The organism is Flavobacterium urocaniciphilum, from assembly GCF_900110615.1.
Classification (GTDB): Bacteria; Bacteroidota; Bacteroidia; order Flavobacteriales; family Flavobacteriaceae; genus Flavobacterium; species Flavobacterium urocaniciphilum.
On the sequence record NZ_FOEI01000007.1, the window covers coordinates 59,461 to 77,288 of the forward strand.

Consider the following 17,828-nt stretch of genomic DNA (forward strand, 5'->3'; position numbering starts at 1 on the left):
ACAATATATGTCTGAAGAAAGAGTAATACGAATTAGTAAGGTTTTAAAAGAATTTAATATTTCACTTGATAGAGCCGTGGACACCTTAAAAGAAAAGGGTCACACCATTGAGCACAGTCCCAATGCAAAGGTTTCTCAGTCGGAGTATGATGTTTTATGCAATATTTTTTCGGCCGATAAAGGAAACAAAGTAGCTTCTAAGGAAGTTGGTGAGGAAAAGAAAAAAGAAAAAGAAGCATTAAAGCGCGAAATCGAAAAAGAACTTGAAGTGAAACGTCTTGCTGAAGAAGAAAGACAAAGACAAGAAGTTATCAAAGCTCGTGCTACAGTTACTGCTCCAGTAACGTTAGGAAAAATTGATTTAAATCCTAAAAAAGTAGAACAGCCAAAAGAAGAAAAACCTGAAATTGTTGCTAAAGAAAATATTGTTGTTGCTAAAGAAGAAAAACCAGTAGTTGCAGAAAAACCTTCAGACAAATCTGTTCCAGCTGAGAAAAAACCTTCTGAAAAACCTTCTGAAAAACCTTCAGAAAAACCACAAGAAGTGGTTGTTGAAAAACCTGTTGCTAAAGAAGAACCAACTGTAAAACCTCAAGAGTTTAATGCAGATGGAACTCCTGTTGAAGAAAGAGTTGAAACACAATATCAAAAACTTTCTGGTGCTACTTTTACTGGGCAAACAATTGATTTATCGCAATTCAATAAGCCTAAAAAGAAAAAAGAAGACTTCAAAAAAGACGCAAAACCAGGAACGCCAAATGCTGCTGGAGCTAATAAACCAGGAACACCAGGTCAAGGTCAAGCGGGAGCTAATAAACGTAAAAGAATTGCAAAACCAGGAACTCCAGGTGCTGGAGGACAAGGTGGTACTGCTCAAGGTGGTGGTAATGCACAAGGTGGCGGATTCAAAAAACCATACCAAGGCGGACAAGGCGGAGGTGGTTTCAAAAAACCAGGTTTCAATAAATCAACTCCAATTGTAAAAGTTGAGCCAACTGAAGAAGAAGTAAAAAATCAAATTAAAGAAACTTTAGAAAGATTACAAGGTAAAGGTAATAAGTCTAAAGCGGCAAAATATAGAAGAGATAAAAGAGATTCTCACCGTCAACGTACGGAAGATGAATTGTCACAATTAGATTTAGAAAGCAAAATCCTTAAAGTTACTGAATTCGTAACGGTAGGTGAAATTGCTACGATGATGGATGTGCCAATTACGAAAGTTATTGGAACATGTATGTCTCTTGGAATCATGGTAACAATGAACCAACGTTTGGATGCTGAAACATTATCTATTGTTGCAGACGAATTTGGTTATGAAGTACAATTCATTACAACAGATATTGAAGAAAATATTGTTGTAGTTGAAGATAAACCAGAAGAATTAGAACACAGAGCACCAATTGTAACGGTAATGGGTCACGTAGACCACGGTAAAACATCTTTACTGGATTATATTCGTAAAGCAAATGTAATTGCTGGTGAGTCGGGTGGTATTACACAGCACATTGGAGCATATGGAGTAGAGTTAGAAGGTGGACAAGAAATTACGTTCTTAGATACACCTGGTCACGAAGCCTTTACAGCGATGCGTGCTCGTGGAGCTCAAGTTACCGATATCGCAATTATCGTAGTTGCTGCCGATGATGAAATCATGCCTCAAACAAAAGAAGCGATTTCTCACGCACAAGCAGCAGGTGTACCAATGATTTTTGCTATTAATAAAGTAGATAAGCCAAATGCTAATCCTGAAAGAATTAAGGAACAATTAGCGGCTATGAATTTATTAGTTGAAGATTGGGGTGGAAAATACCAGTCACATGATATTTCTGCGAAATTCGGACAAGGAGTTAACGAATTATTAGAAAAAGTATTATTAGAAGCTGAAGTTTTAGAACTGAAAGCTAATCCAAATAAACCAGCATTAGGAACAGTTGTTGAAGCACAATTAGACAAAGGTCGTGGTTATGTTTCTACAATCTTAGTTCAAGCTGGAACGTTGAAAATTGGAGATTACGTACTTGCAGGTAGAAACCATGGAAAAATCCGTGCAATGTTCGACGAAAGAGGTAATCAAGTTAAAGAAGCTGGACCGTCAACACCAGTATCAATCTTAGGGTTAGATGGTGCGCCAACAGCGGGTGATAAATTCAACGTTTACGAAGACGAAAGAGAAGCAAAACAAATTGCAGTAAAACGTACACAATTACAACGTGAGCAATCGGCTAGAGTTAAGAAACATACTACTCTTGATGAAATCGGACGTCGAATTGCTTTAGGTCAATTTAAAGAATTAAACATTATCCTTAAAGGAGACGTGGATGGTTCGGTTGAAGCGTTATCGGATTCGTTCTCTAAATTATCAACAGAAGAAATTCAAATCAATATCATTCACAAAGGAGTTGGAGCGATTACAGAATCTGACGTATTATTAGCTTCTGCTTCTGATGCGATTATCTTCGGATTTAACGTTCGTCCTGCTGGAAATGCAAAAGCCTTAGCTGAAAAAGAAGAAATCGATATCCGTAACTATTCAATTATTTACGCAGCTATCGACGATTTAAAAGACGCGATGGAAGGAATGCTTTCTCCAGAATTGAAAGAAGAAATTACTGGTACTGCAGAAATTAGAGAATTATTCAAAGTTTCTAAAGTAGGTACAATCGCTGGATGTATGGTTACAGATGGTAAAATTGTTCGTAATAACAGAATTCGTTTAATTAGAGAAGGTGTAGTAATCTTCACAGGTGAATTAGTTGCCTTAAGACGTTTCAAAGACGACGTTAAAGAAGTTACTAAAGGATACGATTGTGGTATGCAAATTAAAGGCTACAACGATATCAAAGAATACGATATCATTGAAAGTTTCCACGAAGTAGAAGTAAAGAAAAAATTAAAATAATAGCTTAAAAAATCCCGATTGATATCGGGATTTTTTATTTTCAGTCATAGCGAGGTAAAAAGCATTCTTTTTTATGTAGATACTAAATTTTCATTTTCTTCGTTATCCAATAAAAATTCCAATGCAATACATAAAAATAGTTCTTATAGCAGTTTTTTTTATTTCCTGTAAAAATGAAACACCAAGTCAGAAATTAGCTAGAATCGATTCAGAAAAAACCGAATTAAAAGCTAAAGATTATGGTTCGTATATTAACGAAGCAAAGAGCTATGTTAATAAGAATAATCTCAATCAAAATAAATTTATCCTTATCAATTTAGGATTGCATTCTGGTTTAAAACGTTTCTTTGTGTACGATTTGAAAAAAGAAACCATCACAAATTCGTATATGGTGAGTCACGGTTGTGGCGAAAATATGTGGAGTTGGACATCAAGTAAAGAAGATGCGCCCATTTCTAACGAACCGGATTCGCATTGTTCTTCTATTGGTAAATATGTAATCAGTTCTCGTGGGGTTAGTCAGTGGGGAATAAAAGTCAATTATCTGCTTATTGGAAAAGACGAAACCAATTCTAATGCAGTTAAACGCGCCATCGTGCTGCATTCTTGGGAAAAGATTTCAACAGATGAAGTATATCCGGAAGGAACGCCAGAAGGTTGGGGTTGCCCAGCAGTTTCCAACGAAAGCATGTATGAAATTGATGCCTTACTAAAAGCCAATAAAAATATGCTGATGTGGATTATAAAATAATTTAAAATTCACACAAATTCACTCGAAATTCCGAAAATTTAAAACCTAAAAAAATACATTTTTTATATTTTTTACCTTATTTTTGAGCATATTAAAACTCAAAAATGCAATTCGACATTCAAAATACCGAATCTTCGGCTTTATACAAATTATTGACAGGAACAGTTATTCCTCGTCCAATTGGTTGGGTTTCGACTATAGATAGTAACGGAACGAATAATCTAGCGCCTTTTTCTTTTTTTAATGTGGTGAGTGAAGATCCGCCTCATGTTATGTTTTCAACAGTTCGTACCGGAAACAAAAACAAAGACACGCTTAATAATATCATTCTGAACAAACAATTTGTAGTCAATTTGGTAACTGAAGATGTCGTAGAACAAATGAATACCACTTCTCAAAGTGTTGCTGCAGATGTTGATGAATTCGAATTGGCTAAAGTTACTCCAATCCACTCCGTTTTTGTGAAACCAAAACGTGTTAAAGAAAGTTTAGTTCATTTTGAATGTGAAATGGTACATCATTATTTCATCGAAAATCATAAAAATGGTGGCGCTTGTATCATTATCGGAAAAATTCTTACGATGCATATTGATGATTCAATACTTCTTGAAAATCACAGAATCAACCTTGAAACGTATAAACCTGTAGCTCGTTTAGCGGGTTCTAATTATTCTAAACTTGGAGAAATTTTCTCCATCAAAAGATAAATGAATATGGAGAAATTAGAAATTAATTGTGCAATGCAAATTCAAAAACCAATTCACGAAGTTTTTGAAGCGATTATCTACCCCGAAAAAATGTCCAATTATTTCATTTCTCAAAGCACAGGAATAATGGAATCAGGGAAAAACCTAATCTGGAAATTTCCTGAATTCGATTTCGAATGTCCTGTTCAAATCGAAAAAGTAGAAGCTAACCAATGCATTTCTTTTTATTGGGAAAATTCTGGGAAAAATTTATTGGTTGAAATTACACTTTCTGAAAAAGAAAACAATTCGACTTTAGTTTCTATTTCAGAAAAAAGTATGGAAAATAATGAAGCAGGCTTAAAATGGCTTTCTGGAAATTCTTTCGGATGGTCTAATTTCTTGGCGTGTTTAAAAGCCTATTTAGAATACAATATCAATTTGCGTAAAGGCGCATTTGATTTCATGAAAAAATAAATAATTTAAAGCGTATAATTATCAATCTTCTTTGTTAATTATCAATTGAAAAGAATGAAAATTACAGTAATTGGTGGTGGTCCAGGCGGACTTTATTTCTCGATATTAACCAAAAAAGCAATGCCACATTGTGAAATCAATGTGTACGAACGAAACAGACCTGATGATAGTTTTGGATTTGGAGTAGTTTTCTCTGATGAAACACTTGGTGAATTCTTAAAACGCGATATGCAATCGTATGAACTTATTCGTAGTGAATTTGCGTATTGGGATGATATTATTGTGGCTCGAGATGGAGAAGAAGTGAGTGTTGCCGGAAATGGTTTTTGTGGATGTTCTCGAAAAACATTGCTAAAATTATTACACCAAAGATGTAGGGAAGAAGGTGTAAATTTACACTTCGAACAAAATGTAGACGATTTAGATCAATTTGCTGATTCAGATATTATTTTAGCTTCAGACGGAATTGGAAGTGCGATTCGTACACAATATGAAAAGGAATTTGGGACTAAAATCGAAATGAAGAAAAACCGTTTCGTTTGGTTGGGTTCAACAAAACCATTAGATGCTTTTACTTACTTTTTCAGAAATACAGAACATGGTTTAATCGTGGCGCATACGTATCAATATGAAGAAGGTATGAGTACTTGGATTTTTGAATGTTCGGATGAAACTTGGCAAAAACACGGTTTTGAAGTCACAAATGAAGAAGACACCATGGCAAAAATTGCTTCAATCTTCACGGCAGAATTAGACGGACATCCATTAATTTCAAATAAATCACATTGGCGTCAATTTCCTCACGTAACAAATGAAAATTGGTATCATAAAAATATCGTTTTATTAGGTGATGCTAAAGCTACAGCTCATTATTCTATTGGTTCTGGAACGAAATTAGCCATGGATTCTGCAATTGGATTATCGGATGCAGTAATCGCCAATCCAAACGATGTTCAAGCAGCCTTTCAACAATATGATAAAACTCGTAAAAATACAGTTGAAATGATTCAATATGCGGCGTTGGTTTCATTAGATTGGTTCGAAAACATGAATCGTCACAATCAACATCCTTTTTATCAATTTGCTTTCGGATGCATGACGCGTGCAAAAAAAGTGACTTTCGAAAACTTACGCTTACGCGATAAATCGTTTACAGATAAAGTTTTGAAAGAGTTTAACGATAATTGTCACACTGAGCTTGTCGAAGTGCCTGCTGCCTTTTCAACTTTCAAACTAAGAAATTTAGAATTACAAAATCGAATCGTAATGTCGCCGATGGGGCAATATACTGCTGAAAACGGATTGGTAAACGATTGGCATTTCCAGCATTATACTTCAAGAGCAGTTGGTGGCTTAGGGTTGATATTAACTGAAATGACCGCTGTTTCAGAAACAGGTAGAATCACAGAAGGTTGTGCCGGAATTTATAACGACTCTCAAATTACAGAATGGAAACGGATTACCGATTTCATTCATAACTATACACAAACTAAAATCGGAATTCAATTAGGGCATTCGGGTCGAAAAGGTGCAACAAAAAAACCTTGGGAAGATTTATATACTGGTTCTGGTTGGGAATTACTTTCCGCTTCAGCCATTCCATTTAACGAAGTTTCTGCAACTCCTAAAGAAATGTCAATTGTTGATATGGATTTGGTAGCGTCTCAATTTGTTCAAGCGACTAAAAATGCTGATGAAGCTGGTTTTGATATGATTGAATTGCAAGCGCATCACGGATTTTTATTAGCGTCTTTCTTATCGCCATTAACGAATACTAGAACCGATGAATTTGGTGGAAGCATCGAAAACCGATTAAAATTTCCATTGAGAGTTTTTACCGAAATGAGAAGTGTTTTCCTAAAAGAAAAACCAATGTCGGTTCGTATTTCAGCATCCGATTGGGCTCAAAACGGAATTTCAGAACAAGATGTTATCACAATGGCTACGGCTTTCAAAAACGCTGGTGCGGATATTATCAATGTTTCAACAGGAAATACAGTGGCTGGACAAAAACCTCAAACAGGAAGAATGTGGCAAACGCCATTTTCAGATGCTGTGAGAAATACAGTTCACATTCCTACAATTACAACAGGTTATATTCAAGATATTGATCAAATAAATACGATTATTTTAAATGGTCGTGCCGATTTAGTTGCTTTAGGAAGACCTCTATTATTGGATGCGAATTTTGTTAGAAATGCGCAAGCTTACGAGCAATTTCAAGCGACAGATATTCCAAATCCATATAAAATGGGAATTTCGCATTTGTATCCGTTAAAAGCTTCGGAAAGAAAACAAACGGAAGGCATGAAAATAGCTTTAAAACCAAAAAGTAATAAAAAGTAAATTACAAAAATCAAATCCCAAATCCCAAATCCCAAAAAATATACATGTTGGAATTTGGAATTTTAAAAATTGGAATTTTAAAATGTTAGACAATTTCGCACAAATAAATTTACCAAATCTGGAATTACAACCAGAATATAAATTCTTGGATTTACCACAATTCAATCGACCAGAAATGTTGAATTGTGTTGAAAAATTACTCGATAATCATATCAAAGAAGGAAGAGGTAACAATATTTGTATCCGAACTTTCGAAGAGACTTGGACCTATCAAGATTTATACGAAAAAGCCAATCAAATTGCTCATGTTTTAGTAGACGAATTAGGTTTACAATCTGGTAATAGAGTATTACTGCGTTCTGCAAATAATCCAATGATGGTAGCTTGTTGGTATGCTGTTTTAAAAGCGGGCGGAATCGTTGTTGCAACCATGCCTTTATTACGTTCGAAAGAATTAACAACTATTATTGACTGTGCTGAAATTTCTCATGCGATTTGTGATAGTGAATTAGCGGAAGAAATGAATTTGGTTCATTCTGATTTTCTTAAAAAAGTGAGTTTCTTTAGAAATGCAGATTTAGAAGAAAAAATGGTTTCAAAACCAAAAACGTTTCAAAATAATCATTCCAAAGCAGATTCTGTTGCATTAATTGGTTTTACTTCTGGAACAACAGGATTGCCAAAAATGACGGCACATTATCATAAAGATATTTTAAATATTTGCGAAGCATTTCCGCAATACTCATTACAACCAACCCAAAATGATGTGTTTATCGGTAGTCCGCCTCTTGGATTTACATTTGGTTTAGGTGGTTTGGTGTTGTTTCCAATGTATTTTGGTGCATCAACATTTCTAATTGAAAAACCGAGTCCAGATTTATTGTTAAAAGCAATTCAAGACTATAAAGTTACCATTTGTTTCACAGCCCCAACAGCATGGCGAATCATCACAACAAAAGTAGATGAGTTTGATATTTCGAGTCTTCGTAAATGTGTTTCTGCTGGCGAAACCTTACCGTTAAAAGTTTGGCAAGATTGGTACGATGCAACAGGTTTGAAAATCATTGACGGAATTGGAGCAACTGAAATGCTTCATATTTTTATTTCATCCAATGAAGAAAACATGAAACCGGGTGCAACAGGTGTGGCAATTACGGGTTATGAAGCAAAAATTATCGATGCTAACGGAAATGAAGTTTCTAGAAATGAACCAGGTAGATTAGCCGTAAAAGGAATTACTGGTTGTAAATATTTAAATCGAGAAGATAAACAACGTGAATATGTTGAAAAGGGTTGGAACATTACTGGCGACGTGTTTCGTCAGGATGAAGAAGGCTATTTTTATTTTGTGGCTCGTGGCGATGATATGATTATTTCTTCAGGTTATAATATTGCCGCTATTGAAGTGGAATCGGTACTTTTAACGCATGAAGATATTTTAGAATGTGCAGTTGTTGGTTTGCCTGATGAAGAGCGTGGTATGCTAGTTTGTGCGCATATTGTTTTAAAAGAAAGTGAGAAAGCAAATGATAATTTTAAAACACAAATTCAAAATTGGTTTAAAAACGCTGCTGCTCCCTATAAATATCCAAGAATAATTAACTTTGTAGAAAGTTTACCAAAAACCGAAACAGGTAAAATTCAACGATTTAAACTGAAATAGCAACATGAGAAAAGCATTTCTAATCATAAGTTTAACACTAATTGCAATTACAGGGATTTTAATTTACATCAATTGGAAATTCGTGTTTTTGTTTATGTTGTTTCTACCACTTATTGCGATGGGATTGTACGACATGTATCAATCTAAAAAAACAATTCGTAGAAACTTTCCACTTTTAGGTAGAATGCGTTATGTATTAGAAAGTTTAGGTCCAGAAATTCGTCAATATTTTGTTGAAACTGATTTAGATGGAAAACCATTTAATCGTTTGCAAAGAAGTATTGTGTACCAAAGAAGTAAAAAAGAAACAGATTCGATGCCTTTTGGTACGCAATTAGACGTATATCAAGATGGTTACGAATGGATCAATCACAGTATTCGTGCAATTTCCTTTTCAACAGTTAATGAAAACCCACGTGTACAAATTGGTTCATCACAATGTACAAAACCATATCATGCGAGTATGTTTAATATTAGTGCGATGAGTTTTGGTTCGTTAAGTAAAAATGCCATTTTAGCATTAAATAATGGAGCCAAACAAGGCGGCTTTTTTCATAATACAGGAGAAGGCGGATTATCGCCCTATCATTTACAAGGTGGTGATGTAGTTTGGAATATTGGAACCGGTTATTTCAGTTGTAGAACAGAAGATGGGAAATTCAATTATGAAGAATTCGAAAAGAGAGCCACTTTGGAAAACGTAAAAATGATTGAAATTAAGTTTTCTCAAGGAGCGAAACCGGGACATGGTGGAATTTTACCCAAAGCTAAAGTTACGGATGAAATTGCTGCAATACGTTTGGTTTCAAAAGGAAAGGATATCATTTCACCACCTACACATTCTGCTTTTACAACGCCATTAGAATTAATGGATTTTGTAAAATTATTGCGAAAAGGTTCCGGTGGAAAACCGATAGGAATGAAAATTTGTATCGGAAATAAATCGGAGTTTTTATCCATTTGTAAAGCGATGGTGGAAACGAATACTTATTTAGATTTCATTACAGTCGATGGTGGCGAAGGTGGAACTGGTGCTGCTCCACAAGAATATTCCGATCATGTTGGAATGCCTCTTCGTGATGCAATTGCTTTTGTTTATGATGCCTTAAACGGTTTCGGAATAAAAAATCAAATTAAAATAATAGCTTCTGGTAAAGTAATTACTGGTTTTGATATTATCAGAAATTTATCGTTGGGTGCCGATTTATGTAATTCTGCTAGAGGAATGATGTTTGCCTTAGGATGTATTCAAGCCTTGGAATGTCATGCTAATACCTGTCCAACAGGCGTTGCAACACAAGATCCGAACCTAATGAAAGGTTTGGTTCCAGAAGAAAAAAGTGTTCGTGTAGCACGTTTTCAACATGAAACTGTAAAAAGCGCTATGGATTTAATGGCTTCGGCCGGTTTAGCACATCCAGATGAAGTAACTCGAGACGTGGTAACCACAAGAATAGATCGAAATAAAGTAGAAACATTTGCTGAAATATTCCCAGAATTAGAAACAGGTTGTTTGCTGAATGAAACTACAGTGCCGAAAGAATTTTTGTATTTTTGGAAAAAAGCAAGTGCTGATAAATTTTAGAAGTTAATCCTAGCATCGTGCTCCCAATATAATCGGGATCCACAACTTAGGGGATAAATGAAATAATAATAAACATTAAAACTTTGCGACTTTGCGTCTTCATTACCAACTTCGCAACTTAAAATAAAAACATGAATCAACCTTTTATAAAACAAGAAAAAATTCGTTTCCAACATATTGATTTTGCTGGAATTGTGTTCTATCCAAGATTTCTAGAAATGCTAAATGGTATCGTGGAAGATTGGTTTGAAGAAGCCTTAGAACGACCATTTTCAAAAATGCATGAAACCAACGGAATTCCAACAGTAGATTTGAAAATTCAATTCAAATCGCCAGCCCGATTAGGAGAAGTTTTAACCAAAAAATTATGGGTGAAAGAATTGCGTAATTCTTCAATTTTATGTGGATTTCAATTTGTAAACGAAAATGAAAACACTGTCTTAGAAGGTGAAGTAACTTTAGTAAACGTGAGTATTTCTGAAGATAGAAATTCAGTTAAATCGGAAGCGTTTAACGAAGAAATGAAAAATAAAATAAGTAAATTTATAATATAATATTGTCGCACTGTCCCGAATTTTCGGGAGTCGAAGTGTCTCTAACTTAGCGTTTCTCCGTGAAAATTCTCTGCGAAACTCTGTGAAATAACAAATTATGGACTTTAAAAAATTCAAAGCAGCCACTGTACAAACCTCACCTGTTTTTCTAAATGTAGAAAAAACAGTTGAAAAAGCAATTACTTTTATTAAAGAAGCGAGTCAAAATGGCGCACAATTGATTGCTTTTCCTGAAGTTTTTGTAGCCGGTTATCCGTATTGGAATTGGATCATGACGCCAGTTCAAGGAAGTAAATGGTACGAAAAACTATATAAATGTTCTGTAAAAGTTGAAGATGCCGAAATGCAACCTTTATTTCAAGCGGCAAAAGAGTATAACATTCATATTGTAATTGGTGTAAACGAGCGTGGAGATAGCTATGGTGAAATTTACAACACTAATTTAATCATTGATAATAATGGTGTATTAATTGGAAAACACAGAAAATTAGTGCCAACTTGGGCTGAAAAATTAACGTGGACGTCTGGTGATGGTTCTTCTTTAAAAGTATATAATACAGAAATTGGTCCAATAGGAACATTGGCTTGTGGAGAAAATACCAATACATTAGCACGTTTTACGTTGCTTTCTCAAGGTGAATTAATTCATATTGCGAATTACATTTCATTGCCAGTTGCGCCACCAGATTATAATATGGCGGAAGCGATTAAAATTCGTGCCGCAGCACATTCTTTCGAAGGAAAATTGTTTACGATTGTTTCGTGTTCTACAATTTCCAAAGAAATTATGGATGCTTTAAAAGAAGATGTTCCAAATGTGGAGGAATTACTGACTCGTAAAAACTCTGCTTTTTCAGGATTTATTGGTCCGAATGGAGCAGTTATTGGAGAGCCTTTAATTGATGATGAAGGAATGGTGTATGCTGATATCGATCTAGAAAAATGCATACAACCAAAACAAATGCATGATATTTTGGGACATTATAACCGATTTGATATTTTCGATTTAAGAGTAAATATTGCTCCAACTCGAAAAATTACATTTATAGATAATCACGAAGAATTTAATAAGAGATAATTCAATCTGACAGGTTTTTAAATCCTGTCAGATTTAAAACATAAGTTATGGAAGATAAATTTTCAGATGACGTAATTGGTCGCGCTCGAGTTCAAGATTCACCAGAATTAGTAGCGTATTATAAAGAATTAGAAACGCTTGGTGCTGGGGCATTATGGACAGTTGCTAACGATATTGAACCTTGGGAACCAAGAAGTTCATCAGTTCCAATGCTTTGGAAATATGATGATTTACGAGAATTAGTACTAAAATCTTCTGAATTAGTAACGCCAGAACAAGCCGGAAGACGTGTAGTATATTTAGTTAACGACAAACGTAAAGATGTTTCGGCAGCGGTAGGTTGGTTGTATACTGGAATTCAAGTGACTCGTCCTGGAGAAAGTACTTCGGCGCATCGTCATCGTGCTTCGGCATTGCGTTTCATTATGGAAGGTGATAAAGGCTATACCGTTGTAGATGGAAATAAAATCATGTTGGAAGTTAATGATTTCGTTATTACTCCGAATTCCACTTGGCATGAACATGGCGTAGAAGAAGGAGGAAAAACATGTATTTGGCAAGATGGTTTAGATATTCCATTAGTAAATGCTTTAGAAGCGAATGATTATGCTGTGTATGATGGCAAACAGCCTTTAGTAAAACCGTTGAATTTTTCGCCAATGACGTATGGTTGTGCGGGATTAATTCCTGCCGATAAAGCTTGGGATAAACCATATTCACCGTTATTTAAATATTCTTGGAAAAACGTTTATCCTTCACTTTTAGAAACACAAAAAGTTTCAGATGTAAATCCGTTCGATGGAATTTTTATGCAATATTCAAATCCATTAACAGGCGGTCACGTAATGCAAACGATGGGAGCAGCAATGCAATTATTGCCAGCAGGTTTCAAAGGAAAAGCACACAAACACACGGGTTCCATCGTTTATCAATGTGCGAAAGGAAAAGGATTTTCAATTATTAATGGAAAACGTTACGATTGGAAAGAAAGAGATATTTTCTGTGTACCTTCTTGGGCTTGGCATGAACATCATAATTTATCTGATACAGAAGATGCTTGCTTATTTCAATTTAACGATTTACCAGTAATTGAAAGTTTAGGTTTGTATCAAGATAGAGCATTTGAAGAAAATAACGGACATCAGATAATAGAATAAAGAAAATAGAAAATAGAAAATAGACTTTGTTACTTTGTAACTTAGAAACTCAGATACTTAAAAGAAAATGAAACTACTTACTTACAAAACACAAGACACCGAACCACGTTTAGGTTTTATTCATAACAATCAAGTTATCGATATGGAAGATTTTGGTGAAATCTCTAATTTTCCATTACCAAACGATATGTTGGAATTAATTGATATGGGTTATGAAATTATCGAAGAAATCACGGAATTAATTTCTGAAACTCCAGAAAATTTCTTCGAGGAAATATCTTATGAATTAGATCAAGTGACTTTCTTAGCACCAATCGAAAAACCAAGAAAAAACATCATCGGAATTGGATTAAATTATACAGAACACGTTGCAGAAAGTGCAAGAACATTGGATACAACAGGAAAATTACCTGCAAAACCAATTATTTTCTCGAAACCACCAACAACGGTTACGGCTACGAATACAGAAATTATTAAAAACACAAAACTAACTTCTCAATTAGATTGGGAATGTGAATTAGCGGTTGTTATTAGTAAAAAAGGAAAATATGTAGCTAAAGAAGATGCTTTAGATTATGTTTTCGGATATACGGTAATTAATGATATTTCTGCGCGTGATTGTCGTCGTGAAGGACAATGGATTGTATCAAAAGGGCAAGATACTTTTGCACCTATGGGTCCAGTTTTAGTTACAAAAGATGAAATCGAAAATCCACATAACTTGAATTTATCATTAAAAGTAAACGGAATTGAAAAACAGAATTCGAATACAAAATTCATGTTATTCAATATTAATGATTTGATTGAAGATTTAAGTACAGTTTTCACTTTAGAAGCCGGTGATATTATTGCTACTGGAACACCAGCCGGAGTAGGAGCTGGAAGAGATCCTCAAGAATGGATGTATGACGGTGATGTAGTTGAAGCAACTGTAGAAGGAATTGGTACGATAGTAAATACGATTAAGGAAATTTAAAAAAAGTTTTCAGTCTCAGTTTTCTGTCTTCAAACTGTTAATTGCGACTGCGACTGTAATCTAAATAAAAATGAAATACAGAATAGGACAAATAGTTCCATCATCAAACGTAACGATGGAAACTGAAATACCAGCCATTTTTCGCTCACGCGAAACCATTTTACCAGAACGTTTTACGTTTCACAGCAGTAGAATGCGTATGAAAAAAGTGACCAAAGAAGAATTGGAAGCGATGGATGCCATGAGTTTAAAATGTGCTCAAGAATTGTCAGATGCACATGTTGATGTTATGGGTTATGCCTGTTTAGTAGCTATTATGAGTATGGGTCGTGGTTATCACTGCGTTTCAGAAGTGAATTTACACCAAGAAACGATTGCAAATGATTTTCCAACGCCAATTGTAACTTCAGCAGGAGCATTAATTAATGGTTTAAAAACGTTAGGTGCAAAACAAATTTCAATAATTACACCATATATGCGTCCGTTAACGGATATGGTTGTAGATTATATTGAGCATCAAGGTATCAAAGTAAAACAAAGTATTGCTTTGGAAATTCCAGATAATTTAGAAGTAGCAGCGCAAAACCCAATGAATTTATTGGAAATTTACAAGCAATTGGATTTAACAGATGTTGATGTTTTAGTTGCTTCGGCTTGTGTGCAAATGCCATCATTAGAAGCAATTGATTTAATTCAAGCAGAATGTGGAATTCCAGTTACTTCAGCAGCTGTTTGTACGACTTATGAAATGATGAAAAAAATTGGTATTGAAGCAAAATCTGCCATTGGTGGCGAATTACTTTCTGGAAAATATTAAGTTAAAAATTACCCTAATTAAAAAATGCGTTCTGATTTCTCGGAACGCATTTTTTATTACTATTTGATTCTAGAATTTAGAAACAATATTTTGCTCCACCATAAATGTTTCTTCCTGGAGCATTAATTCCAGATGCGAAAACTCTATATTGAGTATCTAAAATATTTTCCATTCCTGCATAAAGTGTTATGCCATACATTTGTTTTGTAGACGCTTTGAAATTATAAGTTTCCCAAGCAGGCATTCCGTTTGCAGGTGCGTATTGTAAGTTGTCTTCTCCACTTGTAGAATAGTCTTTTAAATGTTTTTTGCCATTAAATAACATGTAAGCTTCAAAAGTTCCCCAATTTGGTGCATAAATAAAACTTAATCTTCCATAATAAGGCGGAATATGGTCTAAAGGTCTGTTATTTCCATTATTTGTAACGCGACCTACAGTAACATTATACGAACCATTAAACTGTAAGTTTTTAGCAATAGTTGTTTTTACATTTCCATTGAAACCTGTAATATAAGCCTTTCCAGCATTTTGATTAGCGAAAATAGTGCTGAAAATCCCATCATTATCATTGTCAATTTGTGTTGTGCCATTTAAAGAAAATTCTTTTGTAACAATGGCATTATTAATTGTTGTGTAAAAATAGGTGGCTTCAAAATTATGTTTATTCGTTTTCGATTTGATTACGAATCCAAAATCAGTAGTAATAGTAGTTTCTGGACCTAAGTCGTTATTCGGAATAATTAAAACACCGTTAGTAGTTGTGTCGAAAATTTTAGCTAAATCATCAATGTTAGGTGCTCTATATCCAGTTCCAACATTTGATTTAAGGATGAAATTTTCTGAAGTATTATACACTAAACCAGCATTAACACTGTATGTGATATTTTGTTGATTGATTTCTGTAAAAGGAAAGTTGAAAGCTGAATTATTGATAATTTGACTTTTTAGGTTTGAACTTCCAATTCTTCCACCCAAATTATAATGCCATTTGTTTTGTGATTTTGAATAGGATGCATAAATTTCATTTCGTAATAAAGAATTATCGCCATCAGGATACCTTGTGTTTACACTGTATGTTTGTCCGGTATAAATATTTACTCTAGATGCCGTTGAACTTAATGTTTCGTAATAATTTTCAATTCCATAAAATAAATTTCCTTTTAATAAAGGAGTATTGAAATGAGCATTTAAACTATAAACAGAAACATTTTCAGTTTGTGTTCTTAAACGAGCATTTGCATCGTTAAATCTTCTGTCATTTCTGCTTTCTTCAACATCTTGAAAGGATGCATCCATGCGAAAATTTGTTTTGCCAAATAAATTGTCTTTTTCTAAACTATAAACGCCTAAAATTCTTTTTTGTGGGCCGTAAAACCATTCTGCGAAAGTCATGTTTCCACCACTACGTTCCGTTAATCTGTCGTAACGTGGAATGTCTGTCGTGCTCGAATATTGTACGTTTAATTCATGGGTAAATCCACTATTAGTTTTGTAGGCTAATTTTTGCATGAAGTTCCACTGTTTATAGGTGCTTCCAACTTGTACGTATTTGTTTGGATTTAATACATTTGTATCCGTACCATTAATGGTTTCTGCATAATATATTCGTTCACCAAAAAAATCTCCATTATGATTTTTGGTTCTTCCCATTTTCAAATCGCCAAAATCATTATAAGAAAAAGCGGTTAAAGATGCAAAATTTGATGTTCCATAATTGATATCTAAATATCCAGATTTCTCATTGTTTGCTGAAGAATATCTTGTGTTAACGTTTCCCATGAAACCATTACCAAATTTTGCTTTTTTAGTAATCATGTTAACCGATCCGCCTAACGCATCACTTCCGTATAAAGATGATGTAGGGCCGTATTGAACTAATACATTTTCTAAGAAATTTTCATCAACGGTAATTACATTTTGTAAATGTCCTGCTCTAAAAATTAAATTATTCATTCGGATACCGTCTACTAAAAGTAAAACGCGACTCGATTCGAAACCTCTAATAACAGGAGATCCTCCACCTTGTTGTGATTTTTGAACAAATAATGCGCCTGAATTGGCTAACATATCTGCTGTATTTTGGAAATTTTGAAATTCTATTTTATCTTTTGAAATTACTTCAATTTGAGAAGGAACCTTGTGTTTGTTGATGAAAATTTTATCGGAATGAATTTTAATTTCTTCAATGTTTTGTATGTTGGTTGTGTCTTTAACCTCTTGACTATAAGACGATTCAGCAGCAAGCACCATTAGCGCTCCTGCCAAAAATATTTTTTTTGTCATAATTCGTTAGTTTGTTGAGAATTACCTCGCAAAAATCATACCAATCAGCTTGTTTTTGTTGGTTTTTTTATTTTTTGTTAGGATTAATCATTACGGCGGTTGGGTATTTCTTTTTGATTAAAGCTAGAGCGTTTTCCGCTTCAATTTTAGATTTGAAACTACCTACCCAAACTTTGTATGAGGGATTGTTAAAAACTATAGTTCCGTCTGTTTTAGGAAAGTCTTTTTTGAAATTGATTAAAGTTTTTTTAGATTCTTCAATATTTCCGTAGAAAATCTGAATTTTATACTTGTCATTGATGGTAATAGCGGAATTGTTTTTTCTTTTTTCGGCTAATAATTGCTCAATTTTAGGATCTTGTTCTATATTTGATTTATTGCTTTGAGAAAAAATATTTTGACTGCTTAATAAAAGAGTCAGGAAAAATGATAAAAAAGATATTTTTTTTAATGTCTTCATAATGAATGGTATTTATTGCAAATTTATTACTTTGAATTAAATTATTTACTTCTAATCTTATTTAGAATTAAAATAAATTACATTTTAAGATAAAT

14 protein-coding genes are annotated in these 17,828 nt (G+C 34.0%); 12 read left to right on the forward strand and 2 right to left on the reverse strand.

Going from position 1 to position 17,828, the window contains the following annotated elements:
- Positions 1-7: 7 nt before the first annotated feature.
- The 12 genes from infB to BMY86_RS11295 all read left to right on the forward strand — a co-directional run bounded on the left by infB (position 8) and on the right by BMY86_RS11295 (position 14,989).
- Positions 8-2,899 (forward strand): translation initiation factor IF-2, encoded by a 2,892-nt coding sequence (gene infB, locus BMY86_RS11240; protein ID WP_091469328.1) that lies wholly within the window; start codon positions 8-10, stop codon positions 2,897-2,899.
- A gap of 121 nt (positions 2,900-3,020) precedes the next feature.
- Positions 3,021-3,650: a murein L,D-transpeptidase catalytic domain-containing protein gene (locus tag BMY86_RS11245; protein WP_091469331.1), complete on the forward strand. Its 630-nt coding sequence runs from the start codon at positions 3,021-3,023 to the stop codon at positions 3,648-3,650.
- A gap of 104 nt (positions 3,651-3,754) precedes the next feature.
- Positions 3,755-4,357 (forward strand): flavin reductase family protein, encoded by a 603-nt coding sequence (locus tag BMY86_RS11250; protein WP_091469334.1) that lies wholly within the window; start codon positions 3,755-3,757, stop codon positions 4,355-4,357.
- A 6-nt stretch (positions 4,358-4,363) separates the two neighbouring features.
- Complete coding sequence (locus BMY86_RS11255) at positions 4,364-4,813, forward strand: SRPBCC domain-containing protein (protein ID WP_091469533.1); 450 nt, start codon at positions 4,364-4,366, stop codon at positions 4,811-4,813.
- Between the two features lie 54 nt (positions 4,814-4,867).
- Positions 4,868-7,159, forward strand: a complete 2,292-nt coding sequence (locus BMY86_RS11260; RefSeq protein ID WP_091469337.1) for an oxidoreductase — start codon at positions 4,868-4,870, stop codon at positions 7,157-7,159.
- A gap of 82 nt (positions 7,160-7,241) precedes the next feature.
- Positions 7,242-8,822, forward strand: coding sequence for an AMP-binding protein (locus tag BMY86_RS11265; protein WP_091469341.1), 1,581 nt, complete (start codon positions 7,242-7,244; stop codon positions 8,820-8,822).
- 4 nt (positions 8,823-8,826) lie between these two features.
- Entirely contained in the window at positions 8,827-10,407 is a 1,581-nt protein-coding gene (locus BMY86_RS11270) for an FMN-binding glutamate synthase family protein (protein ID WP_091469345.1), read from the forward strand.
- A gap of 131 nt (positions 10,408-10,538) precedes the next feature.
- Entirely contained in the window at positions 10,539-10,961 is a 423-nt protein-coding gene (locus BMY86_RS11275) for an acyl-CoA thioesterase (protein WP_091469348.1), read from the forward strand.
- A gap of 97 nt (positions 10,962-11,058) precedes the next feature.
- Complete coding sequence (locus tag BMY86_RS11280) at positions 11,059-12,039, forward strand: carbon-nitrogen hydrolase family protein (protein ID WP_218141973.1); 981 nt, start codon at positions 11,059-11,061, stop codon at positions 12,037-12,039.
- A 47-nt stretch (positions 12,040-12,086) separates the two neighbouring features.
- Positions 12,087-13,196, forward strand: coding sequence for a cupin domain-containing protein (locus tag BMY86_RS11285; protein ID WP_091469354.1), 1,110 nt, complete (start codon positions 12,087-12,089; stop codon positions 13,194-13,196).
- A 67-nt stretch (positions 13,197-13,263) separates the two neighbouring features.
- A complete protein-coding gene (locus BMY86_RS11290; protein WP_091469357.1) occupies positions 13,264-14,172 on the forward strand; it encodes a fumarylacetoacetate hydrolase family protein in 909 nt (302 codons plus the stop codon).
- Positions 14,173-14,242: 70 nt separating this feature from the next.
- A complete protein-coding gene (locus BMY86_RS11295; protein ID WP_091469361.1) occupies positions 14,243-14,989 on the forward strand; it encodes a maleate cis-trans isomerase family protein in 747 nt (248 codons plus the stop codon).
- Between the two features lie 76 nt (positions 14,990-15,065).
- Here the strand turns inward: BMY86_RS11295 and BMY86_RS11300 are convergent, their stop codons facing one another.
- Together BMY86_RS11300 and BMY86_RS11305 are read right to left on the reverse strand one after the other, a co-directional pair.
- Positions 15,066-17,273, reverse strand: coding sequence for a TonB-dependent receptor plug domain-containing protein (locus tag BMY86_RS11300; RefSeq protein WP_091469364.1), 2,208 nt, complete (start codon positions 17,271-17,273; stop codon positions 15,066-15,068).
- A 67-nt stretch (positions 17,274-17,340) separates the two neighbouring features.
- On the reverse strand, positions 17,341-17,733 hold the full coding sequence (locus tag BMY86_RS11305; RefSeq protein WP_091469367.1) for an SPOR domain-containing protein: 393 nt from the start codon (positions 17,731-17,733) through the stop codon (positions 17,341-17,343).
- Between the last annotated feature and the right edge of the window lie 95 nt (positions 17,734-17,828).